Genomic DNA, 25081 nt, shown 5'->3' with positions numbered 1-25081 from the left:
CACATCGGCCAGCCGGGCAAGTTTGCCGGCCATTCGGCATTTCTGAGCCATGTGGCTGGAAATCGGGCCAGGCCGGAAGTTTGGCGGCGGGATTTGGCTGGCGAATGCGGGAAATGGGCGACGCCCCCTCCCAACTCGGCGATTGGAGCGGGCGCTGCGGAAAGAGGAAGAGCACCTTTGATAACACGCGCTGCAATTCTCTTTCCCAACTCGCCTGCTTTCCTGCTCATGGCCGCATCATTACTCCCCCGGGTAGCCTCCATGCTGGCAGCGGCCACGCTGCTGCTGGCCGTGGCCTGCCACAAGGAATCGGAAAACGCCACGCCTTCCAACGACGACCTGAGCGTGCTCGGCGCCCTGCCCCTCTCGGCCCCGGCGCCGGCCGACAACCCCGGCACGCCAGCCAAAATCGCGCTGGGCCGCGCCCTGTTCTGGGACCCGGTGCTCTCGGGCGGCAAGGACGTGAGCTGCGCCAGCTGCCACCACCCCGCCAACGGCTACGCCGACGCCCTCGACTTGGCCATTGGCGTGAACGGACAGGGCCTGGGTACGGCCCGCCATTTTCGCCAACCCAACGCCATTCCGTTTGCCAAGCGCAACACGCCCACGGTCCTCAACACGGCCTTCAACGGCATGACCAATGGCGGCAGCTACGACCCCGCCCGGGCCGCCATGTTCTGGGACAGCCGGGCCCAGTCGCTCGAAGCGCAGTCGCTGCAGCCCATTGCGGCGCTGGAAGAAATGCGCGGCCCCGCCTGCAGCGAAAGCGCCGCCCTCGACACGGCGGTGGCGCGGCTGCGGCGCATCCCGGCGTATGCCTCCCTGTTTAGCGCAGCGTTTGCCGAGCCCGCGCCCGTCACGGCCACCAACCTCGGCAAGGCGCTGGCCGCCTTCGAGCGCACCCTGCTGGCAACCGATGCGCCGTTTGACAAATACCTGCGCGGCGACAAAACCGCCCTCTCGGCCCAGCAGGTGCAGGGCCTGAACGCCTTCATCAGCAGCGGCTGCGCCAAATGCCACAGCGGCCCCATGCTCTCGGACTACCAACTGCACGTGCTGGGCGTGGCCGACAACCCCAAGAACGCCGCCTCCGACGCGGGCGCCAACAACTCCTACGCCTTCCGCACGCCCAGCCTGCGCAACGTGGCCCTCACGGCGCCCTACATGCACAGCGGCACGCTGCCCAACCTGGGCGCGGTGCTGGCCTTCTATGCGCCGCCGCCCGGCGCGCCGCCCACCGCCAACCCCCGCGTAGCCCCCGGCCAGCGCGACCCGCTCTTCCCGGCCCGCGTGCAGGACCCGCAGGCCATCATCGCCTTTCTGCAGTCGCTCACCGCCACCAGCTTCGACCGCAGCGTGCCCGCCACCGTGCCCAGCGGCTTGGCCGTGGGCGGCAACATTCAATAGCCGTTGCCTCGCCGCTATCTTCTTATTGCCTATTGCATTACCCCTACTCTTCCTTTCCGAATTCTCATTTTTTCACCCTTTTTCATTTTCACCCTTATGCGTTTATCCACCACTCTTCGCCTGCTTAGCGCCGCCGCGCTGCTGTGCTCCATGAGCAGCTTCTCGGGCTGCGAGAAAGACTGCGTGCGCCCGGCCGGCGGCAAAGACTGCAAGAAGCCGAGCACGACCACCACGGCCGACACCACCAAGACCGGCGGCGCCAACTAACTTGCTGGTCGCCGGGCCGCGGGTCCGGGCTTTGGCCGGGCCTGGCCGGGTGCTTCGGCGCCCGGCCAGGCTTTGGCGGAGCCGAGTTACTCTTTTTTTTGCTATCTTATTGGTTATGAAATATACCTGGACGGCTTTGGGCACTTTTCGGGGGTGGTGGCTGGCCTTGCTGGTGCTGCTGGCGCCGCTGGCGGCCTCGGCCACGCACATAGTGGGCGGCGAGCTGGACTTGCAGTACAAGTCCGGCAACACGTATGCCCTCACCCTGAACCTGTATTTTGACGCCATCAACGGCAGCGCGGGCGCGCTGGACGACAACCTCACGGCCAGCATCTTCAACAAAACCACCAACCAGCGCGTCGTCGACGTGGTGCTGCCCCGCGTGAGCAACACCTTCGTGAACTACACCAACCCGGCCTGCACCGTGGGCTCGCTGAGCACCCGCAAGTTGGTATACACTGCCGACATCACCCTGAGCGCGGCCACCTACAACAACCCCGGCGGCTACTACGTGGCCGTGGAGCGCTGCTGCCGCAACGTGACCATCACCAACATTGTGGCGCCCGGCAACGCGGCCCAGACCTTTTACCTCGAATTTCCGGCCGTGGTGCGCAACGGCGCGGCGTTCATCGACTCGACGCCGCGCATTTTTCCGCCCCTGGGCGACTACGCCTGCCGCAACGAACTGTTTTACTACGACTTTGGCGGCCAGGACCCCGACGGCGACTCGCTGGCCTACGACATGGTGACGCCCCTCAACGGCCACGCCACCTTCGCCAACCCGCTGCTGACCCAGGCCGGCCCGGCGCCCTACTCCACCATCAGCTGGAACCCGGGCCTGAACGTGAACAACCAGATTCCGGGCAGCCCCGCGCTGGGCATTGATGCGCGCACGGGCCGCCTCACGGTGCGGCCCCGCGACCTGGGCCTGTACGTGTTTGGGGTGCGCTGCACGGAGTACCGGCGCGGCGTGAAAATTGGCGAGACGCGGCGCGATTTCCAGCTTTATGTGCTGAACTGCCCCACCAACGTGGCCCCCACCATGCAAGTGCGGGCGCCGGGCAGCCCCGCTACCTACCGCCCCGGCCGCGACACCCTGCGCCTGCAGCCCGGCGGCAACCGCTGCCTCACCATTCGCTACACCGACCCCGACCCCAGCTCGGTGCTGAGCATGAGCAGCCGCGCGGTGAACTTCACCACCACGGGGCCCATTTTCAGCACGTCCACTACCGGCATGGTGCACGCGGCCGGCCAGCCCGATACGCTGGTGACCACGCTCTGCTTCCCGGACTGCATCGATACCAAAGGCAAGGTGTACCTGGTCGACGTCATCGTGGCCGACAACGGCTGCAGCCTGCCCAAGCACGACACCATTCGCATTGCCTTCACGGCGGCTTCGCTGCCCAACCACGCGCCGGAACTCAGCACCACGTTTCCGCCCGCGCCGCTGCCTGTGTCCGACGACGCGCCGGCCGTGGTGCGCCTCACGCTGGGCGAGCGCTACACCGCCACCCTCACCGGCACCGACGCCGACCTGAACGCCCTCACGCTCAGCGCCATCGGCGCGGGCTTCAACCTGGCCGATGCCGACATGAAATTCACGGCCCAAAACGGCCAGGGCCGGGCCAGCGCCACCTTCACCTGGGAGCCCACGTGCGCCGCCGTGGGCCAGGCCAAAGCCAACAACAGCCTGCTGGTGCGGTTCCGGCTGGCCGAAGCCGGGCCCTGCGAGCCGCTGCCGCAGGAGCGCCTCATCCGCTTCGTGGTGGCGCCGAAGGGCGATTCGCTGGCCTTCCGCCCGCCCAACGTCATCACCCCGAACGGCGACGGCCAGAACGATTTCTTTATGATGCCCAGCCTGCCGGTCGACTTCTGCGACCGCAAGTTTGCCAGCATCAACATTTTCTCGCGCTGGGGCCAGGCCGTGTTTTCTTCGTCGGAGCGCGGCTTCAAGTGGGGCGGCGCCGGGGCCGGCGGCATGTATTATTACCTCGTGACGTACACCGACGGCCAGAAGTACAAGGGCTGGGTGGAGGTGATACCGTAGAGGCTTGCCTGGGGTAGAGACGCATATTTGCGTCTCGTCGTTGAACGGTGACGTGCCAAAGCCCCAGAACGCGCCACCAGGCCATACAACATCAGCCAACGGCGAGACGCAAGTATGCGTCTCTACCCCGTTCAACACCCAGTTCATGAAGCTTAAAAAGAACATTGCCACCAGCGAATCCGGCTTCATCTTCAACCCCGCCACCGGCGACTCGTTCGCGGCCAACCCGCTGGCTGCCGACATCCTGGCCCGGGCCAAGGAAGGCCTGGACCCGGCGGGCATCAAGGCCGACATTTTGGCGCGCTACGACGTGGCCCCCGGCCAACTCGAGAAAGACTGGGACGACCTGCTGGCCCAGCTGCGCGAATTCAACCTGCTAGACTAACCCCGCCCCACGTGCCTCTTTCTGCTGCCCGCCCCCGGCTCACCGTGGCCGTGACCGGCCTCAACGCCACCGACAGCCCCGGCCCGGGCGTGGCCGTCATCCGCGCCCTGCGCGAAACGCCGGACTTCGACCTGCGCATCGTCGGGCTCAGCTACGAGGCGCTGGAGCCGGGCATCTACCTGCGCGAGCTGGTGGACCGAACCTACCAGCTTCCCTACCCTTCGGCCGGCACCGCGGCGCTGCTGGAGCGCCTGCGCTACATCCGCGAGCAGGAAGACGTGGCCGTGCTCATTCCCAACTTCGACGCCGAGCTGTACAATTTCATCAAGCTGGCGCCCCAGCTGCGGGCGTTGGGCATCCAGACCTTTCTGCCCACGCTGGCGCAGCTCGAAGCCCGCGACAAGCTGAACCTGCCGGCTTTTGGGACGGCCCACGGGCTGCACGTGCCGGCCAGCCGCCCGCTCCACCACGCCGCCGAGCTGGCCACCGCGGCCGAAACCCTGGGTTGGCCGCTGGTGCTGAAAGGCCGCTACTACGACGCCACCGTGGTGCACTCGCTGGCCCAGGCCGAGCAGTCGTTTCTGCGGCTGAGCGGGCTCTGGGGCGTGCCGCTCATCGCGCAGCAGTTTGTGGCGGGCCAGGAAATCAACATCGCCGGGCTGGGCGACGGTCACGGCCGGGCCCTGAGCGTGGTGCCCATGCGCAAGCTCACCATCACCGATAAAGGCAAGGCCTGGGCCGGCATCACCCTAGCCGATGAGGCCCTGCTGGCCCTGGCCCGCCGCTTTGCCGAGGCCACCCAGTGGCGCGGCGGCTTCGAGCTGGAAATCATGCGTTCGGCCAGCGGCGAGCTGTTCATCATGGAAATCAATCCGCGTTTTCCGGCCTGGATTTACCTCACGGCCGCCGCGGGCCAAAACCAGCCGGCGGCCCTGCTGCGCCTGGCCCTGGGCCTGCCCGTGACCATGATGGAGGAGTACGCCGTGGGCAAAATGTTCGTGCGCTACGCCTGGGACCTCATTACCGACCACACCCAATTCCAGCAAGTGGCGGCACTGGGCGAACTTTGACGGAGCTGGAAAACGATAAAAAGGCCGTCATGCAGAGCGCAGCGAAGCATCTCGCGTGCTACCATCAACTCCATCGATAGGTTTACTACTGCACGCGAGATGCTTCGCTGCGCTCTGCATGACGTTCTGAGAAAACATCCTTCATGAAACTTCCCTACGAACGCCCCACCCTCCGCAAGCTCACGGCCGGCGCGCTGAACAAGTTCGGCCCGCGCGCCGGGGCCCGGGCCGTGACGGCGATTGACGGCGTGGCGGTGGACGAGCTGGTGGCGCGGTTCGGCTCGCCGCTGTTTGTGCTGAGCGAGCGGCAGCTGCGGCGCAGCTACCAGGCAGCGGTGCGCGCCTTTGGCACGCGCTACCCGCAGGTGCAGCTGGCGTGGTCGTACAAAACCAACTACCTGAACGCCGTGTGCCGCACCTTCCACCAGGAAGGCGCCTGGGCCGAGGTGGTGAGCGGCATGGAGTTGGAAAAAGCCCTGCTCAACGGCGTGCCCGGCCCGCACATCCTCTTCAACGGCCCCGGCAAGCGGCGGGCCGACCTGGAGCGGTCCTGCGCGGTGGATGCCGTGATTCACCTCGACCACGCCGACGAGCTGCACCTGCTGCTGGACGTGGCCGCCGGCCGCCCGCAGCGCCCCCGCGTGGCCCTGCGCGTGAACCTCGACGCCGGCATTGTGCCGCAGTGGGACCGGTTTGGCTTCAACCTGGAAAATGGAGAGGCCTGGCAGGCGCTGGGCCGCATCGTGGCGTCGGGGCGGCTGGAGCTGGTGGGGCTGCATTGCCACATCGGCACCTACATGTTGCAAACGGCCGCCTACGGCACGGCGGCCACCAAGCTGGCGGCGCTGGCCCTGCGCTGCCAGCGGGAATTGAACACGACCATTCAGTACCTCGACCTGGGCGGCGGCTTTCCCTCCACCAACACCTTGAAAGGCGCCTACCTGCCCGCCACCGACACCGTGCCCAGCCTGGACGAGTACGCCGAGGCCATCACCGGCGCCTTGCTCGGCGCGGGCTTTAAGTCGGGCGAGCTGCCGACGCTGGTGCTGGAAGCCGGCCGCGCCCTGGTCGACGACGCCGGCTCGCTCATCGGCACGGTGCTGGCTAATAAGCGCCTGGCCGATGGCCGCCGCGCCACCATTCTGGACTTTGGCGTGAACCTACTTTTCACGTCTTTTTGGTACGACCACCACATCAGCCCCACCCGCGAATTCTCGAACCACACCGAGCCCACCGTGCTCTACGGCCCGCTGTGCATGAACATCGACATGCTGCGCGAAAGCATTGCCCTGCCCCTGCTCGCGCCCGGCCACCACGTGCTGGTGCACAAAGTGGGCGCCTACAACCTGAGCCAGTGGCAGCAGTTCATCAACCTGCGCCCCAACGTGGTGCTGGTGGACCAGGCCGGCCAGGTGCACCTGATACGAGCCGCCGAAACGCTGGAATATTTGCAGCAGCTGGAGCAGATTCCGGCGCATTTACAATGACCAGCCCCGCTACTTCTTTCTTCCGCGCCGTGCTGCACAGCTACTCCATGCTGTTCTTTTCGCAGCATCGGGGGTTTGCGGCGGTGCTGCTGCTGGTCACGTTTAGCCACCCGGCGGCGGGCGTGGCGGGGCTGGTGGGCACAGGGCTGGCGGTGGCCGGTGCCCGGCTGGCCGGCTTCAACAAAGAGTGGACCGACGTGGGCGCCTACAGCTTCAACTCCCTGCTGACGGGGCTGGCGCTGGCCTCTTTTTATGCGCCGGGCTGGGCGCTGGCGGGGCTGGTGGTGGTGGGCGCGGGCCTGGCCCTGCTGCTGAGCGTGGCGCTGGGCGGCTGGCTGGGCGGGCGCGGGCTGCCGTTTCTGTCGCTACCCTTTCTGCTCACGGTGTGGCTGCTGCTGCTGGGCAGCGGCCCCCTGCTGCACCTGGCCCCGGGCGAGGGCAGCGTGTATTGGCTCAACGACGTGTACGCCGTGGGCGGGCCGCGCCTGGTGGGCCTGGCCCAATGGGTGGGCGACTGGCCCTGGCCGCCGCTGCTGGCCACCTACCTGCGGGCGCTGGGCGCGGTGCTGTTTCAGGACAGCGCGGTGGCGGGGCTGCTGGTGGCGGGCGGCCTGCTGTGGCACTCGCGCATTGCGTTTTCGCTGTCGGTGCTGGCGTTTTTGGTGGCTTACGGGCTGCATGCGCTGGCCAGCCCGGCAGCGGGCGGGCTCAACGAGTACAACCTGGGCGCCAACTACATGGTGGCGGCCATTGCGGTGGGCGGCGTGTTTGTCATCCCGTCGGCGGCGAGCTACGGCTGGGCCGTGGGCAGCGTGCCCGTGACGGTGGTATTGCTGGCCGGCCTCACGGCGGCGCTCGATAAGCTGGGGCTGCCCACGCTTTCGCTGCCCTATTGCGCCACGGCGCTGCTGTTTTTGTACGTGCTGCTGCTGCGCGAGCGGCCGGGCGCGGGGCTGGTGCTCACGCCGGTGCAGCGCTACTCGCCCGAGCACAACCTCTACGCCTACGCCACCGACCGCGTGCGCCTGGCCCACCAGGGCGCGGTAGCCCTCACGCTGCCCTTTCTGGGCGCGTGGCGCTGCACGCAGGGCTACCGCGACGGCGGCCCCACCCACCTCGGCGACTGGGGCGCGGCCCTGGACTTCGCCATTGCCGACGCCGACGGGCGCACCTACCACGGCGCCGGCCTCTCGCCCTCCGACTTCTACGCCTACAACAAGCCCGTGCTGGCCCCCGCCGACGGCGTGGTGGAGGAAGTCGTTCAGCACATCGAGGACAACGCCATCGGCGAGGTGAACACCGCCCAAAACTGGGGCAACACCGTGGTGCTGCGCCACGCGCCGGGCCTTTATACCCAGCTCTCGCACCTGCGCGCCCACTCCGTGCCGGTGAAAGTGGGCGACTACGTGCGCCGCGGCGACATTGTGGGCACCTGCGGCAACTCGGGCCGCTCGCCCGAGCCGCACCTGCATTTCCAGGTGCAGGCCACGCCGTATGTGGGTTCGCGCACGCTGGCTTGTCCGCTGGCGTATTACGTGGCCGAGCCGGCCGCCGAAAGCCTCGCATCAGCCCACACCGCGACGCCGCGGCTGGCAGAAACGCTGCAGAAAACAACCGGCGCTTCGAAAGGGCACCCGGAAAAATTGCTGCCCTCGATGACCTCGGAGGCCATTGCGCCGGTAGCGGCGCTTACGCAACCAAGGCAGCTGCGCCATTTTTCAGTGCCGACGGTGGGCGAAACCGTGCGCCCGCCCGCTTTCAACAAGATGCTCAGCCAGGCCCTGCGTTTCCCGCCGGGCTACGCCCTTGAGGTGCGCAACGCCGACGCGCCCGGGCAGCCGGCCCAGCGCTGGGAGGTGTTTACCGATGCCTACAACCTGCCCTACCTGCGCTGCGAGGCCACGGGCGCGGTGGCCTACTTTGGCGGCGATGAGTCGGTGTTTTATTTCACGGCTTATTACGGGTCGGAGGCGTCGTGGCTGTACCTGCTTTACCAGGCGGCCTATCGGGTGCCGCTGGTGAGCTTGTCCGGCCAGCACACCACCGATGAGTTTCCGCTAACCATCGTCGGCAATGCCGCCCTGACGTGGGTGCAGGACGTTGTGGCGCCCTTTTACCGGTTTGTGAAACCCACGTTCTCGCTGGCGGCAGTCCCCGCCGAAGCCAACGACTGGGCCGACCGGGCCATTCGACTGCACAGCCGGGTGGTGGTGGCGTGGTGTGGCCGCGAGCGCGCCACCCGGGCATATTCCCTGCTCGTGCGCGGCAGTGCCCTGACTGAGCTGCGCGCGGAGCGGGACGGCCACGTCATCAACCTGGCCATTTCAGAAGCGGGCGCATGAAAAACGAGCGCAACCGACCACAAGCAAAAACGCCGCGCCGCCACGGGAACGGGCGCGGGTGGCAGCGCTTGGCGCTGTTGCTGCTAAGCTACTGGGGCGGCGGCCTGCTGAGCGCGCAAGCCCAGCAATTGCCCGATTTCAACCGCCTCGACAGCCTTACCCAAGCCCTGGCCGCCCAATACCGCTGGGCCGCGCTCGACTCGGTGGGCACTGCCGCCCTGCGGGCCGGCGCCGACTACCCTGCCCTGCGCCGCCGCCTGGGCCAGGCCGCGCTGGCCCGCGAGAAGCCCGCCCTGGCCCTGCGCCACTACGGCCGCGCCCTTCGCGAAAACCCGCTCGACACCACCGCCCGCCACGGCCTGGCCCTGGCCTATCTCGACCTCAACCAGTCCGGCGCGGCGGCGCGGCTGGCCGGGCGCCTGCCCGATTCGCTGCGCCGCCCCCTGCACCTGATGCCGTTTCAGGCCGTGACGCAGGTAGAAGCGGAAGCGGGAGGCCAATACAGCAACACCGTGCACCGGGGCGATGCCGGTTTTTTTCGGCTCGACGTCAGCAGCCGGCTGGGCTCTTGCCTCAGCTTGAATCAGAACGTGAGCTACTTCGGCCAGACCGTGGAACTGCCCGACCGCCGCCGGCCCGGCGGCATGCTCTACCCGCTGCGCCAGGTGCAGTACCACGCCCTGCTGGCCGGGCAGCTGGCCCCGCGCTGGCGGGTGCTGCTGGGCTACAACCACCTCAACAGCGACCTGGGCCTGCTCGTGAACCGCGCCGACAACCTGGGCTATGCTTCCGTGGCCTACGCCCGGCCCTACTGGACGGCCCAAGTGGGCGTGTACGCCGGCACCCTCACCGATACGGCCCGCGTGCAAACCGACCTGCGCCTGGCCGTGTACCCGCTCGGCAACCTGCGCCTCTACGCCTACGGGCGGGCCAGCGTGCTGCGCTCCAACGGCCGCAGCTACCCGCACGGGGTGCTGGGCGGGGGCGGCCGGCTGCACCGCCACGCGTGGCTGGAAGCCTACGCGGGCCTGGGTCTGACGCCCGTGCTGGCCGAGCTCGACGGCACCTACGTGTACAACCTGCTCGACCCCGTGCGGGAGCGCGGCGGCGCCAACTTGCTTATTTTGCTGTCGCGCCCGCTTGCCCTGCGCCTGAGCTACGGCGCCGAGCACCGCCGCGACAGCGTTGACGGCCGCTACTATTCCCTGAACTCCCTAAGCACTGCCCTCACATGGACCTGGTAAAGCTGACCTTTTCCGCCGCTGCGCTGGCGTGCGTGGCCCCGGCCGCGGCCCGCGCCCAGGACCAGTCGGCCGCCTTTGCCAGCAGCTACGCCGCCGAAGCCAAGGCCGACTACGCCGACGCCATCGCGCCCATCAAGGCCCTCTACACGGGTACCTACGAGCAAAACCTGCGCCTGGGCTGGCTGTATTTCCTGGCCAAAAACTACACCGCCGCGGCCGCTCACTACCAGAAAGCCGTGGAGCAGCGCCCTTACGCCATCGAGCCCAAGTTCGGCCTCATCAAGCCGCTGAATGCGCTGGGACAAGTCGAGAAGATGCTGGGGCTGTACACCGACATCCTGAAAGTGGACCCCCAAAACACCCAGGCCAATTACTGGACCGGCGTCATCTACCTCAACCGCAAGGCCTACGGGCAGGCCGCCCGCTACTTCGAGCGCGTGGTGAACCTCTACCCCTTCGACTACGATTCCAACATCTCGCTGGCCTGGGCCTACCTCAACCTCGGCAAGAAAGCCGAAGCCCGCGCCCTCTACACCAAGGCCCTGCTCATTCGGCCCGGCGACGCGGCCGCCACGGCCGGCCTGAAACGGCTGTAGGGCCGTTTTGAGGGCGTGGCGGCGGGCATGGCAGGGCCTTTGGCACTGGCGGCGATTATTGGCCAGCTCGGCGACGTTTTAAACCCAATCATCGAGTTGGGGTCTGATTGGCTATTGCAATTGCTGAATATTTGTTTGTCGGCCAAGACGTGGTTAAATTACGCTGCGAAACTGCTGCTGGCTCCCGCTTACCTTCTTCTCCGTTGTTCGGCCCATGACCGATTTCCCCCACGACACGTACTTTGACACGGCCACGATGAGCAGCGGCTGCGCGGTTTCGCCCGACCCTGCCATCAGCGAAATCGAGCGGCTGGCCCTGCGCAGCTCCGAGCGCGAAACCGGCGGCCAATTCATCCTCGAACAGAATTACCCCAACCCCTTCGTGGGCGAAACCACCGTGCCCTTCACCCTGGCCACCGCCGCCGACGTGCGCCTCGACCTCTTCGACCTACAGGGGCGTAAGGTAGCTGGCGTGGTGCGCAAGGGCCGCAGCGCGGGCACCCAAAGCATTAAATTGAACCTGGAAGGCCTGGGCCTGGCCCCTGGCGACTACGAGTACCAGTTGGAAGTCACAAACCGCCACGGCGTGTACCGCCTGCGCAAGCTGATGACCGCCGAATGAACCCGTTGTGTGGGGGAGTGTGAGTGATGCCCCTGAGGCCGGCCGCTGCAACGGCCGGCCTCTTTTTTGCCCCGCTGGCCCTCCCACGGCAGCCGGAGCGCGCCACGGCCGCCCGGGGCATGGCGCGCCGCTTTTAGGTTCCGCCGCCCCGAGCGTACTTTGCTGCCCGGGACGCCGCCGGGGCGGCCCCGGTCTTTCCACTTGCTCTTCCCACCGCGGCCCCGCCGCATCAACTCCTTTTTATGGCTGACCAAACCCTTACCGGCCTGCGGGCCGGCGTGCTGCACGGCGACGAAGTGCAGGCGCTTTTCGACCACGCCAAGGCCCACGCCTACGCCCTGCCCGCCGTGAACGTGACCGGCACCAACACCGTGAACGGCGTGCTGGAAACCGCCAAGGCGGTGAACTCGCCCGTGATGATTCAGTTCTCGAACGGCGGCGCGCAGTTCTACGCCGGCAAGTCCTTGCCCAACGACAAGCAGCAGGCCAGCATCGCCGGCGCCATTTCGGGCGCCCACCACGTGCACCTGATGGCCGGCCTCTACGACGTGCCCGTGGTGCTGCACACCGACCACGCCGCCAAAAAGCTCCTGCCCTGGATTGACGGCCTGCTCGACGCCGGCGAGAAGTACTACCAGCAGCACGGCCAGCCCCTCTACAGCTCGCACATGCTCGACCTGTCGGAGGAGCCGATTGAGGAAAACATCGAAATCTGCAAGCGTTATCTCGAGCGCATGGCCAAAATCGGCATGACGCTGGAGATTGAGCTCGGCGTGACCGGCGGCGAGGAAGACGGCGTCGACAACTCCGACGTGGACTCCAGCAAGCTCTACACCCAGCCCGAGGAAGTGGCCTACGCCTACGAGCAGCTGAGCGAAATCAGCCCGCGCTTCACCATCGCGGCCGCGTTCGGCAACGTGCACGGCGTGTACAAGCCCGGCAACGTGAAGCTGCAGCCCAAGATTCTGCACAACTCGCAGGAGTTCCTGCGCCAGAAGCACAACATTGCGGAGGCCATGCCCATCAGCTTCGTGTTCCACGGCGGCTCGGGCTCGAGCCGCGAGGAAATCCGCGAGGCCATCAGCTACGGCGCCATCAAGATGAACCTCGACACCGACCTGCAGTGGGCCTTCTGGCAGGGCATCAAGGACAACTACGTGAAGAACGAAGGCTTCCTGCAGGGCCAAATCGGCAACCCCACCGGCGCCGACTCGCCCAACAAGAAGTACTACGACCCGCGCGTGTGGCTGCGCAAAGGCGAAGAAACCTTCGTGGCGCGCCTCAAAGAAGCCTTCGAGGACCTGAACTGCATCAACCGCCGCTACTAACGGCCAGTTGCTGAAAAGCAGATAAACCCCGGCGCCCAAAAGGCGCCGGGGTTTATTATTGCTGCACCTACCGGCCACCGCCCCGCCACCTTAGCCCCATGCCGTACCAACCCGCCCCCACCCGCTACCAACACATGACCTACCGCCGCTGCGGCCGTAGCGGCCTGAAACTGCCGGCCCTCTCGTTGGGCCTGTGGCACAACTTCGGCGACGTGGACGTGCTGGCCAACTCCCGCGCCATCCTGCACCGGGCCTTCGACCGCGGCATCACGCACTTCGACCTGGCCAACAACTACGGCCCGCCGCCCGGCTCGGCCGAAGAGAACTTTGGCCGGGTGCTGCGCGAAGATTTCCGCGCCCACCGCGACGAGCTCATCGTTTCCACCAAGGCCGGCTACCACATGTGGGAGGGCCCTTACGGCGAATGGGGCTCGAAAAAACAGCTCGTGTCCAGCCTCGACCAGAGCCTCAAGCGCCTGGGGCTGGCGTACGTCGACATCTTCTACCATCACCGCCCCGACCCCGACACGCCCCTGGCCGAAACCATGGCCGCGCTCGACCTGGTGGTGCGCCAGGGCAAGGCGCTCTACGTGGGCATCAGCAACTACCAGCCCGCGCAGGCCGCCGAGGCGTTCCGGCTGCTGCGGGAATTGGGCACGCCCTGCCTCATCCACCAGCCCAAGTACTCGATGGTGGAGCGCTGGGTCGAAAACGGCCTGCTCGACCTGCTGGGCGAGGAGGGCGTGGGCTGCATTCCCTTCTCGCCCCTGGCCCAGGGCCTGCTCACCGATAAGTACCTGCGCGGCATCCCCGACGACTCGCGCGTGGCCAAAGGCGTGGGTTTCCTGACGGAGAAAAACCTCACGCCCGACCGCCTCGACCAGGTGCGCCGCCTCAACGACCTGGCCCGCACCCGCCACCAAAGCCTCGCCCAAATGGCCCTGGCCTGGCTGCTGAAGGATGAGCGGGTGACTTCCGTACTCATCGGGGCCAGCAAGCCCGAGCAGCTCGATGATTCGCTGCGCTGCTTGGAAAACCCGGTCTTTAGCGCGGAGGAACTGTCCGAAATTGAGCAGATACTTGGAAGCTAAACCAACTTGAGCATTTCGATTTCATCGTCTATATTATATATAATAAATTATATGTATATTGAAGCCTGCTAGCAGTTGTGTTGCTGCTACGCCTCACTCAATGCGTCAGCAACTATGAGCAACTGGCTCCACCTTGTAATTATCGGCTGCATGCTGGCAACGACATGCGTGAGCTGCCGGACCAAAGTGAAGGGGTGCAAGGACCCCGCTTCCATGCGCTACAACAGCCAGGCCGACGAAGACGACGGTTCCTGCACCTACTCTTCGGTGACGTTTTTCAGCAATGCGGCGGCTTACAACGGCGTTGCCATTTCCCGGATAGAAGTGCGTGTTAACAGCGCGCTGCTCGGCACCACGGGTGCGGTGTATGCCACCCCACCTTCCGGCTGCCAGGCCCCTGGCACCGTGGCCTACACTTTTGCAAGCGGAAGCAGCGTGGAATGGACTTCCCAGATTACGTTGGCCAATGGCACCGTGCTCACCAGGTCGGGGCGGGTCGAGCCGGCTCAGTACCAAGACTGCATCCGCCAAGTGGTCAGCCCCTGAGCAAGCACCCAACCCTTATTATTTCAAGGATTTGTGAATGGGCGGCCATTCCTTTAGAGCGGCCCCCTACTTCCCAATCGAGCCAATCTTGGGCTGCACCTGGATGATGAAGCGCTTGTTGAGCGCCTCCTGGCTGCCCGTGTAGCGGCCGGCGCCGCGGAAGCCGCTGCCGGCCGCCACCACTTCCAGGTTATTGGGGAAGCGCAGGCCGGCTTGCTCCCAGAGGCGAATCACGGCCAGGGCGCGGCTGTAGCTGAGCTGGCGCACGGCCGGGCCATCAAGGTTATGCGGGTCGTTGGCGGGGTAGCGCAGGTCTTTGGCGGCCCGGCCTTCCACCACAATGAGGTACTGCACGTTGTCGTCGTTTTTGATGGCCTGCATCTGGCTGAGCAGGAAACGGCCGGCCTTCACCAGCGGCGCCTGCGCCTCGGCGGGCAGCACGGCGCTCTGCGGCGAGAAGGTGACCGGAAAATTCAGCTCGTAGCGCTTGTAGCGCTCGTTGTAGATGAAATAATTGCTTTCCAGCCGCTTAAGGGCCGCCTTTATCTCGTCGAGCTTGCGCTTCTCCTGCACCTGCACTTTGAGGTCGTAGATGAGCTTGTCGTTATCACGTTGCTTGTCTTTGAACAGCTTGTAGCTGAGCACAAACAGCACCAGCATGGTGAGGAACAAGGCCGTCATGAGGTCCACGTAGCTGGGCCAGAAGAAGTCCTTGCTTTCTTTCATAGTGGGTTTATTGCTGGTATTACTGGAGGTGGTAGAAAGTCATGCAGAGCGCAGCGAAGCATCTCGCGTGGGGTAGTAATCATGCTCGCTCCGAGCGAGATGCTTCGCTGCGCTCTGCATGACGGAGTAGTTACTTCTTGCCCAGAAAATTCCGTTGGAACCAGTTGGGTTTAGTGATTTCCTCCAGCACCTTGTTGGTGCGGTCTACTTGCTGCAATAGCTGCTGCTGCAGCTGCGAGTCGGCCAGCAGGCGGGCTTCCATGCGCTGCATGACTTGCGCAGCCAGGTTGGCTTGGCGCTCCTGCAGCACGTTGAGGTCCTTCTGCTGGGCCGGCAGTTGGGTGAAGGGGTTGAGGTACTCCGTGATTTTTTGGTAGACGTTGTTCTGGTTTAGCTCACGGAAGTGGCGCTGCCATTGCTCGTGAGCCTCGGTGGCTTCTTTTTGCAGCTCCAGCAGGCGGCCGTCGAGTTCCTGGTCCATGCGGTGCACGCCCTCGCTCACGCCCTGGCGGATTTGGGCGCCGAGGTCGGCCAGCAGTTTGCCGTGCTGGCTGAAGAAAGCCACTTGCTGGCGCAGGGCATCGTCGTGCTGCTGCAGGTACTGGGGCACGCTGGCCAGGCCCTGCTCCAGCGCCGTGAGGCGGTTGAGCAGCGCCGTGATGACCTGGGCCACCTCGGCGCCGTGGGTCACGGTGTTGTTCAGGGCCTGCTGGTAGCCCAGGAATTTCTCGAACGTCTGGGCGCTTTCGTCCACCCGGTCGAACACCCGAATGGTGGCGTTAGCCAGTTCCGAATAGCCGATTTTCTCCAGCTGTTCCAGAAAGCGCTTTTGCACGCTCACGTTCTCCGTGATGCTGGCAATGAGCGGCGTGAACTCGTGAATCTTGCTGAAAAAATCGTTCTGAATCTGGCTGAAAAACTCTGCGTTGAACGTGTCAAGCACCGACTTCAGGTTGGCCATGCCGGCCTGCATGTCGGAGTTCAGCTTGGGCAGCAGGGCCTTTTGCAGGAAGGTGTAGTAGGCGTTTTTGTTGCGGTCGCGCACGGCGCGGGCCTGCTTCAGCAGTTGGTTGCCGGCCAGCGTGAAGGCCAGGCCAAACAAGCTGCCAATCATGGCGATGAGCACGCCGCCCAGGAAGTGCTGCACGTCGCCGTTGCTGAAGGAAGTATCCTTGGCTGGGTCGGCCACGGCTTCCGCGAAAGGGTTGCCCACCAGCGACACCAAGCCCAGGATGGCCCCCGTGAACGTGCCCAGCAAGCCCAGGTACAGCGGCGTCGAAATCTGGGCCTGAATCTCCTCGTCCAGCGCTTCGGCGTGGCGTTCGGAAATGTCTTTCAGAATGCCAAAGTCGGCCGCCGCGCCGCGGTTGTTCTGGAGGTACTCATTGGTGTCGGCGATGATTTGGCCGAACTCCGGCGAAGCGTCGCGCGTCATCAGCGCGTCGTACTGCACGTCGAAATTCCGGTCCGGGTTGGCGGCCGTGAACGGAATGGGCTGCACCGCCACCGAGCCCGGCATGGGGTACATGGCTTCCACGCGCCGGGTAAGCTGGCGGTTGCGAACAAACACCACGCCCTGCCAGGCCACTAGGGCCAGGATTAATAGAATTTCAACTAAGAGCATAGCGGGGATTTACAGCGAAGGTAGAGACGCAATGTGTTGCGTCTCGTCGTCGTCGAACGGTCGCATCTCGACGATACAGGCACGATGCTCCCCAGTACGGCACCGATTGTTCAACGACGAGGCGCAACACATTGCGTCCCTACCCCAAAAGCGAAACATTAACTCAGCGCAATGCTGGCTTTTTGCACCACGTGCCACGCGTCGTCGCGCTTTTCGAGCTTGCCGGGGGCCACGTTTTTAATCGTGGTAAACTGTTCGGTGGGCGGTAGCTCAAAGGCAAAAAATTCCTTCAGCTCGCGCACGCCGTTGCCGATGATGCGCGACTGGTCGGCCTGCGGGCTGAACGAGAACTGCGCCGCATCAGCATTCGCATGGGGCAGCGTGATGAGCAACGGCATCTGCGGGAGCGGGTTGGGGCTGAGCTTGCGGTGCTCGATGCTCGGAGTGTCGGGCGCCGGGGCATAGTAGTGCACGGGGCCGCTGGCGGTTTCCGCCGGGGCAGTAGCCGCCGCTTCCAGGGCCGTCAGGGCTTCGCCGCGGGCATCCGGATTGATGGACACGTCGCCGGCCGTGGCGTCAATCAATTCCTGGATGGCCGCCGGCGTGGAAGTTGGCGCCGACCATTCGACGGTCTGGCCCGGCTCCAACGGCTGGTCGGTGGGCGAAGAAGAAGGAGGGGTTGGGTTCATATCTGCGGCGCGGTGGGGTACCGTCCAGTCCTGAGAGTCGCCACGGGAAGAGTGCCTACGCGCTTGCTGAGCAGATTTTCCAGCGCCACCGGCGGACTTAGACGAGGGTTTTGAAGAAGTGGAAGGCCGGGGCTCGCGCCCCTGCATTTTGCTCAGCGACTGGACGTTCGCTGCCTTAGAGGTGTTTTCAGCCGCTGGCGGCGCCTTCGGTTCTGCTGGGGCCTTGGGCACGTTTTCGGCGCGCTTCCTGGGCGGCGACGGCGCCTCGGGGGCCGGGCGTGGGTCCATCATGTCGGCCACTTTGCGCGGCTGGCGGGCCAGCCAGCGCGCGCCCAGCACACCAATGGCGATGCCGCCCACCAGCAGGCCCAGCATCCAGGGCCAGTTGGAAGCGGTGGCCGCCGGGGCGCCGGCCACCGAGTCTGAGGCGCTCGGCTGGGCGTGCGCTGCCACTCCGCTGCCCAGAGCCAGCAGGAGCAGCAGCGCCCACCGCCGCAACGGGCTAGTTGAGCGGCTGCGCGTCATGAAGCACCTTGGATAGCTCATACAGGGCGTTTTTGAACGGCAGGAAGAACAGGGTTTCGGGAATGGTGTCGCCGTCGCGCAGCACGTCGGCGTACTGCTGGCGGTAGAGGTTGAAGGAGTCGCCGAGGCTGCGCTCCAGCGTGCTCATCACCAGGCCCTGGTCGTTTTTCACGCCCAGGTCGGCCTGCACACGCTTCAGCTCGGGGTCTTCGAGCAGCAGCTTGAGGCAGGCGCGGGCGTTGCTCAGCACGGCCTGCTTGATTTCGTCGGTCACGCCGGCGGCTTCTAGGTGGTGTTCGCCTTTGTCAGCCAGCGGATTCTCGGGGTCGGGGGCAATGCCCACGGGGCGCACCAGCGGCGGGTCCTGCGGAATCTGGCCGGTGGCGAGCACACCGCCGTTGGCGGTGGTTTGCTTGGGGTCGTCGGCCAGCTTGATGCGGAAATCGGCCGGCACGGGTTGTCCGGTGGCTTTTTCCATGATGAGGCGGGCCAGCTTCTCCACCGGCTGCAGGTTGGCCCCGGCGGCCAGCAGGCGCACGTAGAGGCTGCCGCGGCCCGTGAAGCACAGGTAGCGCGGCAGCTGCTGGCCGTTGGCCACCGTCACCTGCGCCACGTGGTAAATGAGGGCGCCGAAGTGCAGGTAGAACAGCACGCGCAGGTGCTCGGCCCGCAGCAGCCGCTCGCTGAAACCCAGCAGCTGGTCGTAGTTGAACAGGAAGCTGGCCACGTCCTCGGAGCCGAAATTGTCGGTTCCTTCGGCTACCAGCACGTATTCGCGGGCCCGGCGGGCGGCGGGCGAAAGCACCGCGCTCTGCACCCCGGCCACGCCGAAACGCACGAGGCCGTTGTCCTTCGAGCCACGCACTTCGGCGCCGCCGTCGCCCCATAAGTCATTGCCGGCGAAGCGGAACGAGGTACTGAGCACCGGCTTGCGGTCGGCGTAGAGCAGCACGTCGGTGGTGCCACCGCCGATGTCGATGAAGGCGGCGTTTTCGCCCGGTCCCAGCGTCACAATGTTGCGGCGCGTGAGGTAGTAATACGGCGCCGTCGACTCGACCATGCAGGGCATGGAGGCCGTGGTGTGGAACACCTGATGGAACAGCATGTCCCACTCGCGCTGGTACAGGTTACGCTGGTAAGTCGAGAAGCTCAGCGGGGCAAACCAGGTGATTTGCGTGGCCGCGAGGTTGCCGCCGTTCAGGGCCACTTTGGCGCGGCACAGCAGCAGAATTTCCTTGAAAAACGCCCGCACGCGGTTGGTATTGGCGATGTTCAGCGAATTGTCCCACTTAAGATTGGTGTGGTAGTTTGGCCGGCGCTGCTCTTCGGTGATGATGCCGAACGCCACGTTGATGTTGCCGAGCACGCTCAGCTCCTGGGTGGCGTAGTTGGCGGCCTCGTAGGTGGCGGTGCGGGCCGGGAAGGCGTAGGGCGAATTGTCGGCGCCGATGATGGGTGGCACAAACTCGCGCTCCTGGTACTGCTGCCAGCGCTTGATTTGCACGAAGTTGGCCGGGTCGTCGTCGATGCCCCGGTAGAGGCGCTCGTAGGCGGTGCGGTCGGGCTCGGCGGTGCTCTTTTTCAGCAGCGCCACCGGCGTATCGGCCAGGCCGAAGCTGAACGGCTTGGGCTCCTGGCCCGGGCTGTCCTGCATGGCCACGTGCGTGTTCGTAGTGCCGAAGTCGATGGCAAAACGGTACTCCTTAGTGCCCTGGCGCACTTCGGGCCAACGCGGAATGATGAGTGCGCGGCCCTCGGCCGGGGCCGGGTTCAGCACTTCGAGGTAGTCGAAGTGGGTGCCGCGCACCTCGTAGTAAGTGCTGCCTTCGTCCTGGCTGGTTTTGGGGGTGCGCTCGTAGCGGGTGGCGCTCTGGTCGGTGCCGGTTTCGCTGAGCTGGTGCCCATTGGCCCAGAATTTCAGGTCGACCTTCTTGGTCACCATGCTGGGGTCGATGTTGTTGGCATCCACCAGCATGACTTTGTAGAAGTCGTTGTACTGCGGCGCGTCGGCCACTTTCACGAAGGGGAAAATGGACAGCGCCACGTTGGTCACCAGCAGGCGGCCGATGTTATCGCCCTGCGGGTTGGGGTAGTAGGCGCGCTCGTAGTCCACGTAGTCGCCGCCGCTCACCGGCACGCGCAGGCGCACCCGCACGCTGGCCGAATCCATTTCCACGCTCAGGTGCTCGGCCAAATCCTGGGCCGTGAAGTAGTCGAAATACGCCGGCTTAAGCGGCAGCAGCGGCCAGTTGCTGGGCTTAAAGCCCGGTGCAACTTTCAGGTTGCCGCTGTAGAAACGGGTTTCATCCACCTCGTAGGGCACGGTCAGCAGCGTTTCCTCCAGCAGGTCGTTAACCGTGAGGTAGGGGTACGACAATTCCGGACCGGGCAGGGTGCGCTCTTTCAGCGGGCGGGCGTCGGCGGCGGGCACAATGGCGCCGCTGTCGGCAAACATGGTTTCGTTGAAATAGCGCTTGCCCACGGCCTTCAGGCCGGGCCGCAGCACGATGGGCAGCGGGCCCGCCACGCCCGGCCGGCTGGGCCGGATGAACAGGTCGGAATGGCGCACCGTGCCCTCGTCGGGGCGCACGCGCAGCAGCACGCCAGCCACGTCAATCTGGTTGTTCGAGGCGTCGGTGAGCACCGGGAAGTTGCTCAGGTTGGCGCTGCCGTCCATGGCCCACTTTTGCAGAAGGCTGCGGTCGAGGGTGTCGCGCACCAGCGGGGCCAGCCCCGTCAGGGCCGGGTCGCCGGTGAAGAGTTGGTACACGTAGTCGCGGAAAGCGGCTTCGCGGGCGTCCAGCGGCACGTAGGTGCTATCGAAATAGTAGCCGCCGCCCTGGGGCCGCTGAACTGGAAGTGGGCGCACGTTGGGCGCCGGGAAAAACAGCGTGAGCGGCGAAGTGCCGCCGATAAGCTGCGGCACGCCGTTGGGGCCGGGGAAGTAAATCAGGTGCAGCTCGGTGAGCTTTGCAAAACGGCCGTCGAGATAGAGGCTTAGCACGTCGGCCAGGGGCCGGGTGCCGGGGTTTGCCCGCAGCTTGGCCAATTCCTCGTCTTTGCGCCAGGCCCGGATTTGCAGGCGCTGGCTGGCCAGCTTGCGCTGGTGGAAGTTGAACACCATTTCCCACACGTCCCAGAAGTGACTCACCAGCTGGTGATACACCGAGTCCTGGGCGGCTCCGCCCTGGGTCACAAACCGCAGCGCGGTTTCCACCAAGTGCATGCGGGCAAAGGGCGAGGGAATGGACACAGCCACCTTGGCGGCGCGGCCGCCCTGCGGGTCGCGCAGGCGCTCCACTTCGTGGGGGCCAATTTTTCCAGTAGGGCCCCAGCCCTCGTGGGTGCTGGAACCGGTATCGTGCAAACGCAGGATTTTAGCCATCAATCAGTTTGTTGTCAGTTGCTAGTTGTCCGTTGTCGGTGGCTAGTATGCGGGCTGTCGTTAATAACTGACAGCGAACAACTAGCCACCGCCAACCAGATTAGGAGTATTGCAGCTTCTTGTCCAGAATCTCGCCCGTGGCCTCTTCAAAAGCCTTCACTATCCAGCGCAGGGCCTCGTTTTCGGTGGGGTTCTTCAGCGTGGCCTTGCCCACGGCTTTGGTCAGCTCGTCGCGGAAATAGCCCGGTGTGATGCCTTTGCTGAAGATGCCGGTTTCCACCGTCTTGTCGGCCACCATTTTATTGAAATCCATTTCCTCGGCGCGGATGGCGGTGTAGCGGCGCTGGTTCACGCCCAGCTCCCGAATCCACTCGTTGTACTCACCAAAGAAGTCGTACAGTTCGCGCAGGGCGCGGTTGTTGCGCAGCTGCGCTGCGAGGTCGCCGGCTTCGTAGTAAGGCGCTTTTTCGTCTTCGGGCGTGTGCTTGAGGAAGTAACGGGCGAAGTAATGCAGCTGGATGAGCGGGCGGGCCACTTCCTGGCGCAGGTCGCTGGGCAGCTGGGCAAAGTCCACGTCGGTGGAGTCTGACTTCAGGCCGTATTCGTGGAACAAAGGTTGGTTGCCGTCGAGCTGATTATCTGGCACTTCCATGAAGTGTTGGATGGACAGGGCGCCCAGCATCTCCAGCAGGTGGGCCTGGTTGCGCTGCTCGGCGCGGCCGGGGTGGTTGGCCAGCGGCTGGCCGGGCTGGTCGCCGAGGTAGTACATGGCTTCCAGCCCTTTCAGGTTGTCGGCGTAGTACGACAAGGCCGTTTTGGTCTTCGTAATGAAGGTATTGGAGTCAATGAAGTCCTGCCCGGCCGCCTTTTCGTCGGCCGACGGCTCCTGCAGCTTGAAGTAGGGCAGCATCACCAGCGCGCCGGCTTTCAGACGGCGGCGCACTTCGGGGTGAGCCAGCGGGGAATTGGCGTCGCGCAGGTTTTTCACCAGCAGCGGGAAGCCGGCCGCGCCGGTGCCCCCAAAAATCGAGCTGATGAAAAACGCCCGGTCGCCGTCTTGCAGGCTCTGGGCGAGGTAGCGCATTTCCTTGGACTGCACCACCGCATTGAGCACCACCGAGCCCACGTTGGGCGAGCCGCGGAAGCCCACGTCGAGGTTGGCCGCGAGGCTGTCCTGCGTGAAAAGCAAATCGACCAGGCCCTGCGTTTCCACCGAGAGGTCGTTGTATTTCAAATAGTCGCGGAAGGGCTGGCTGATGCCGCCAAAGTCGTACACAAACGAGTCGCGCAGCTCCTCGCCGCCGCCGCTGGTGTTCAGGTGGGCCAGCGTGTTCATGGGCTGGCTGAAGAAGCCGGTTTTTTCCTTCTGGCCGTCGCCGTACAGCGCTTCGTGAATGCGGGCGTAGCGCTTGAGCAGGGCCACGGTGCGGGTCACGTCGCCGTTCTGGGTGTCGGGGTCGATGAGGACGGGCACCACCTGGTCGCAGTTGGGAATGCGCACGCCCGAGGCCAGCAGCATGGTGAGGGAGCGCAGCACGCGGGCCCCGGTGCCGCCCACGGCGAAGATGAATAGTTTGGACATTGTTTTCTAGCGGATTGAAAGAGCTGTCATTTTAACGCCTGTCATCCTGAGCACCGCGAAGGACCTTTTCAGGCCAGAACAGTTCGCGGTAATTTCAAAACATCCAGACGTGAAAAGGTCCTTCGCGGTGCTCAGGATGACAGGCGTTAACAGAAAAAACTAAAACGGCCCCACAAACGGCGTGGTGCGGGCGTAGGTGCTCCACCGCTTCAGCAGCACCGAGAAAAGGAAGAACCACAGCGCGGCCACCAGCATGTTCACCACCATAAAATAGCCGAGGTAGCTGCTGGGCTCGGCGCCGTGGCTTTTGCTGAGGGAATTGGCCAGCAGCACGCCCAAGCCCGCGGCCAGGGCCAGCGTCAGCACCCAGTGCGTGGTGCGAAACATGCCCGTGCGCAGGGCCGAGTTGAACACGTAGTAATACGCCAGCACCAACAGCAGGGCCACGCCCAACGTACTCCAGCCCACGAGCGAGAAAATATCGGTTTTGTAGAGGCCGTAGTCGGCCGGGCGCTGGCTTTGGAAGATGGAAATCAGGGCCGAGTACAGGCCGGTGAAGAAGGTTTGCATAGGGGGTTTAGTTGTCAGTTGTTGGTTGTCAGTTGTTGGGTTGTTCAGCTGCGGGTTCAAAAAGAAACGAGCAACTGACAACGAGCAACCGACAACTAGTCTTTCTTAAGCGGCAGCTGCACCGTGAATACGGGCGGCAAAGGCGTGGGGTACGACTGCCGGACGCCCGTCAGGATTTGGTCGAGGCCAAACGTGCGCGGGGCGGGCGTATTGTCGTTGGCGGTGCTCCAGGCACTCACCCAATCCGGCGTTTCCGGAGCGGGCAGGGCCAGGCTGAGCGTGGCGGTGGGAGCCGCCAGCTTGGTCACGCGCAGGCGCAGCGCATGGGTGTAAGGCGCCAGCACCGGCTGCCCGCTTTGCTGCTCTTCGGTGAGCGTCCGCACCGAATTGGGCACCACGGCGGCTTGGCCGTTAGGTAGGCGCACCTGCAGATGTTGGGCCAAAAACGCCGGTTGCTGCCACGCGGCGGGCAATTCTTTCAGGTTCAGGCCCACCGTAAATTCGGCCGGGTCGTCCGACACTTTCATGGTCAGGCCGTTATCCTCGGCGTACACGCTGCCGCTGGGCTTCAGTTTTGGGTCGGTCAGTTTCACCAGCACGGGCGCGAAAGCCGGCGTGCTCGTCTTCAGCCCGAAGAACGCCTGCTGGGCCGGCGCGTTGCGGAACACTTCGGCCGAGTAGCGCGCCACCAGCGCGGGCGGGCCGATTACCCACACGTAGTACGGCACCTTTTCGCCGTTGAGCGTGCGCTTCGGCACCGGCGTTTTCACGGCCGGGAAGTAGCTGCCGTAGAAGCGCGAGGTTTCGCCAAACACGGCCACGGCCAGCTGCTTCTGGCTCACGGGCGCGATGGACGTGCGAATGAGGTTGGGCAGCTGCGAAAACGCCGACCGGTCCTCGGGCCCGTAGATGAAGTCGGAAATCACGACGCTCACTTCCTGCGCCGCCTGCGGCCGGGCCAAGATGCCTTCCAGCATTTGCGGCAGCTCGGTGCCCAGGGCGGCCTGGGCCACGTTGCCCTGCACCAGGTTGCGCAGTTCCGAGAAAGGCACGGCTTTGGGCGCCGCGTTTTCGCAGAGGTAGTACTTGCGGTTGGCCACGGCGCCGTTCACCTGCGTTTCGGTGATGAGGGCGCCGATGCGCTGCTGAAACTCCGTGGCCGGCTTGTCGGCGCCGCCGCGGGGCACAAAGCCCTTCATGCCGCCCGAGTATTCCAAAAAGACGCTCACGTTCAGCGGCGCCGCTTCCGCCTCGGCGGGCGTGGTTGCGGGCTTGGCCCCTTTGGTGGGCTTGGCGGCAGGGGTTTCGGCGGGCTCGGAGCCGCCGCAGTTGGCCAGCAGGGCAGTTCCCAGCAGCACCCCGGCCAGCCGGAAGCCACGAAAAAAACGCAAAGCCAGGGGCTTCGCGGAAACAGATGTCGGCATAGGGTAAGCGCTAGGCAAGGATTTGGGGCGAAGTATAGGCATTACGCAGCGAAATGCTCCGCGGCCGAAAACCAGTGCCGCGCTAAACGCGGAAGCTTAGGGGGTATTGCCCCTCCCCTTTCAC

Annotated in this window: 20 protein-coding genes; 13 read left to right on the top strand and 7 right to left on the bottom strand. The window is 65.0% G+C overall.

The window, feature by feature from the left end:
• The first annotated feature begins 228 nt into the window (after positions 1-228).
• The 13 genes from JAO73_RS07130 (at position 229) to JAO73_RS07070 (ending at position 14432) form a co-directional block, all read left to right on the top strand.
• Positions 229-1407, top strand: coding sequence for a cytochrome-c peroxidase (locus JAO73_RS07130; RefSeq protein ID WP_198976403.1), 1179 nt, complete (start codon positions 229-231; stop codon positions 1405-1407).
• Between the two features lie 96 nt (positions 1408-1503).
• Positions 1504-1674, top strand: a complete 171-nt coding sequence (locus JAO73_RS07125; protein ID WP_198976402.1) for a hypothetical protein — start codon at positions 1504-1506, stop codon at positions 1672-1674.
• A 115-nt stretch (positions 1675-1789) separates the two neighbouring features.
• On the top strand, positions 1790-3721 hold the full coding sequence (locus JAO73_RS07120) for a T9SS type B sorting domain-containing protein (RefSeq protein ID WP_198976401.1): 1932 nt from the start codon (positions 1790-1792) through the stop codon (positions 3719-3721).
• Positions 3722-3866: 145 nt separating this feature from the next.
• Complete coding sequence (locus JAO73_RS07115; RefSeq protein WP_198976400.1) at positions 3867-4106, top strand: PqqD family protein; 240 nt, start codon at positions 3867-3869, stop codon at positions 4104-4106.
• Between the two features lie 11 nt (positions 4107-4117).
• Positions 4118-5176 (top strand): ATP-grasp domain-containing protein, encoded by a 1059-nt coding sequence (locus tag JAO73_RS07110; RefSeq protein ID WP_198976399.1) that lies wholly within the window; start codon positions 4118-4120, stop codon positions 5174-5176.
• Positions 5177-5319: 143 nt separating this feature from the next.
• Positions 5320-6663: a type III PLP-dependent enzyme domain-containing protein gene (locus tag JAO73_RS07105; protein WP_198976398.1), complete on the top strand. Its 1344-nt coding sequence runs from the start codon at positions 5320-5322 to the stop codon at positions 6661-6663.
• Positions 6660-9005 (top strand): urea transporter, encoded by a 2346-nt coding sequence (locus JAO73_RS07100; protein ID WP_198976397.1) that lies wholly within the window; start codon positions 6660-6662, stop codon positions 9003-9005. The genes JAO73_RS07105 and JAO73_RS07100 overlap by 4 nt, the downstream gene beginning before the upstream one ends.
• A complete protein-coding gene (locus tag JAO73_RS07095) occupies positions 9002-10249 on the top strand; it encodes a bacterial transcriptional activator domain-containing protein (RefSeq protein ID WP_198976396.1) in 1248 nt (415 codons plus the stop codon). The genes JAO73_RS07100 and JAO73_RS07095 overlap by 4 nt, the downstream gene beginning before the upstream one ends.
• Positions 10237-10845 carry a tetratricopeptide repeat protein gene (locus JAO73_RS07090; protein ID WP_190927997.1) on the top strand — a complete coding sequence of 203 codons (609 nt, stop codon included), beginning with the start codon at positions 10237-10239 and terminating at the stop codon, positions 10843-10845. Before JAO73_RS07095 ends, JAO73_RS07090 begins: the two co-directional genes overlap by 13 nt.
• A gap of 214 nt (positions 10846-11059) precedes the next feature.
• Positions 11060-11467, top strand: a complete 408-nt coding sequence (locus JAO73_RS07085; protein WP_198976395.1) for a T9SS type A sorting domain-containing protein — start codon at positions 11060-11062, stop codon at positions 11465-11467.
• 242 nt (positions 11468-11709) lie between these two features.
• Positions 11710-12795, top strand: a complete 1086-nt coding sequence (fbaA, locus tag JAO73_RS07080) for a class II fructose-bisphosphate aldolase (protein WP_198976394.1) — start codon at positions 11710-11712, stop codon at positions 12793-12795.
• Between the two features lie 98 nt (positions 12796-12893).
• Positions 12894-13886: an L-glyceraldehyde 3-phosphate reductase gene (gene mgrA, locus JAO73_RS07075; protein ID WP_198976393.1), complete on the top strand. Its 993-nt coding sequence runs from the start codon at positions 12894-12896 to the stop codon at positions 13884-13886.
• 150 nt (positions 13887-14036) lie between these two features.
• Entirely contained in the window at positions 14037-14432 is a 396-nt protein-coding gene (locus JAO73_RS07070; RefSeq protein ID WP_198976392.1) for a hypothetical protein, read from the top strand.
• Positions 14433-14498: 66 nt separating this feature from the next.
• Here the strand turns inward: JAO73_RS07070 and JAO73_RS07065 are convergent, their stop codons facing one another.
• The 7 genes from JAO73_RS07065 to JAO73_RS07035 form a co-directional block, all read right to left on the bottom strand.
• The gene (locus tag JAO73_RS07065) at positions 14499-15158 is read right to left on the bottom strand and encodes an OmpA family protein (protein WP_198976391.1); all 660 of its coding nucleotides are present in this window, start codon (positions 15156-15158) and stop codon (positions 14499-14501) included.
• A 130-nt stretch (positions 15159-15288) separates the two neighbouring features.
• Complete coding sequence (locus JAO73_RS07060; protein ID WP_198976390.1) at positions 15289-16782, bottom strand: hypothetical protein; 1494 nt, start codon at positions 16780-16782, stop codon at positions 15289-15291.
• Positions 16783-16940: 158 nt separating this feature from the next.
• Positions 16941-17996: a hypothetical protein gene (locus JAO73_RS07055; RefSeq protein ID WP_198976389.1), complete on the bottom strand. Its 1056-nt coding sequence runs from the start codon at positions 17994-17996 to the stop codon at positions 16941-16943.
• Positions 17974-21381, bottom strand: a complete 3408-nt coding sequence (locus JAO73_RS07050; RefSeq protein ID WP_198976388.1) for an acetate and sugar kinases/Hsc70/actin family protein — start codon at positions 21379-21381, stop codon at positions 17974-17976. Before JAO73_RS07050 ends, JAO73_RS07055 begins: the two co-directional genes overlap by 23 nt.
• A gap of 100 nt (positions 21382-21481) precedes the next feature.
• The gene (locus JAO73_RS07045; protein ID WP_198976387.1) at positions 21482-22963 is read right to left on the bottom strand and encodes a hypothetical protein; all 1482 of its coding nucleotides are present in this window, start codon (positions 22961-22963) and stop codon (positions 21482-21484) included.
• 159 nt (positions 22964-23122) lie between these two features.
• Complete coding sequence (locus JAO73_RS07040; RefSeq protein WP_198976386.1) at positions 23123-23533, bottom strand: hypothetical protein; 411 nt, start codon at positions 23531-23533, stop codon at positions 23123-23125.
• Positions 23534-23628: 95 nt separating this feature from the next.
• Complete coding sequence (locus JAO73_RS07035) at positions 23629-24924, bottom strand: hypothetical protein (protein WP_198976385.1); 1296 nt, start codon at positions 24922-24924, stop codon at positions 23629-23631.
• Positions 24925-25081 lie beyond the last annotated feature (157 nt).

Source organism: Hymenobacter miniatus (assembly GCF_016427455.1).
In the GTDB taxonomy this organism is placed as follows: Bacteria; Bacteroidota; Bacteroidia; order Cytophagales; family Hymenobacteraceae; genus Hymenobacter; species Hymenobacter armeniacus.
Note: the sequence above shows the minus strand (reverse complement) of the source record. Positions and strands in the feature narration are given on the sequence as shown.

Excerpts from the sequence above, each read along its gene's own strand:
- mgrA (WP_198976393.1), top strand. The coding sequence starts at position 12,894 with ATGCCGTACCAACCCGCCCCCACCCGCTACCAACACATGACCTACCGC.
- JAO73_RS07085 (WP_198976395.1), top strand. The coding sequence starts at position 11,060 with ATGACCGATTTCCCCCACGACACGTACTTTGACACGGCCACGATGAGC.
- JAO73_RS07090 (WP_190927997.1), top strand. The coding sequence starts at position 10,237 with ATGGACCTGGTAAAGCTGACCTTTTCCGCCGCTGCGCTGGCGTGCGTG.
- JAO73_RS07105 (WP_198976398.1), top strand. The coding sequence starts at position 5,320 with ATGAAACTTCCCTACGAACGCCCCACCCTCCGCAAGCTCACGGCCGGC.
- JAO73_RS07125 (WP_198976402.1), top strand. The coding sequence starts at position 1,504 with ATGCGTTTATCCACCACTCTTCGCCTGCTTAGCGCCGCCGCGCTGCTG.
- JAO73_RS07060 (WP_198976390.1), bottom strand. The coding sequence starts at position 16,782 with ATGCTCTTAGTTGAAATTCTATTAATCCTGGCCCTAGTGGCCTGGCAG.
- JAO73_RS07040 (WP_198976386.1), bottom strand. The coding sequence starts at position 23,533 with ATGCAAACCTTCTTCACCGGCCTGTACTCGGCCCTGATTTCCATCTTC.
- JAO73_RS07065 (WP_198976391.1), bottom strand. The coding sequence starts at position 15,158 with ATGAAAGAAAGCAAGGACTTCTTCTGGCCCAGCTACGTGGACCTCATG.
- JAO73_RS07055 (WP_198976389.1), bottom strand. The coding sequence starts at position 17,996 with ATGACGCGCAGCCGCTCAACTAGCCCGTTGCGGCGGTGGGCGCTGCTG.
- fbaA (WP_198976394.1), top strand. The coding sequence starts at position 11,710 with ATGGCTGACCAAACCCTTACCGGCCTGCGGGCCGGCGTGCTGCACGGC.
- JAO73_RS07120 (WP_198976401.1), top strand. The coding sequence starts at position 1,790 with ATGAAATATACCTGGACGGCTTTGGGCACTTTTCGGGGGTGGTGGCTG.
- JAO73_RS07130 (WP_198976403.1), top strand. The coding sequence starts at position 229 with ATGGCCGCATCATTACTCCCCCGGGTAGCCTCCATGCTGGCAGCGGCC.
- JAO73_RS07045 (WP_198976387.1), bottom strand. The coding sequence starts at position 22,963 with ATGTCCAAACTATTCATCTTCGCCGTGGGCGGCACCGGGGCCCGCGTG.
- JAO73_RS07115 (WP_198976400.1), top strand. The coding sequence starts at position 3,867 with ATGAAGCTTAAAAAGAACATTGCCACCAGCGAATCCGGCTTCATCTTC.
- JAO73_RS07050 (WP_198976388.1), bottom strand. The coding sequence starts at position 21,381 with ATGGCTAAAATCCTGCGTTTGCACGATACCGGTTCCAGCACCCACGAG.
- JAO73_RS07070 (WP_198976392.1), top strand. The coding sequence starts at position 14,037 with ATGCTGGCAACGACATGCGTGAGCTGCCGGACCAAAGTGAAGGGGTGC.
- JAO73_RS07100 (WP_198976397.1), top strand. The coding sequence starts at position 6,660 with ATGACCAGCCCCGCTACTTCTTTCTTCCGCGCCGTGCTGCACAGCTAC.
- JAO73_RS07095 (WP_198976396.1), top strand. The coding sequence starts at position 9,002 with ATGAAAAACGAGCGCAACCGACCACAAGCAAAAACGCCGCGCCGCCAC.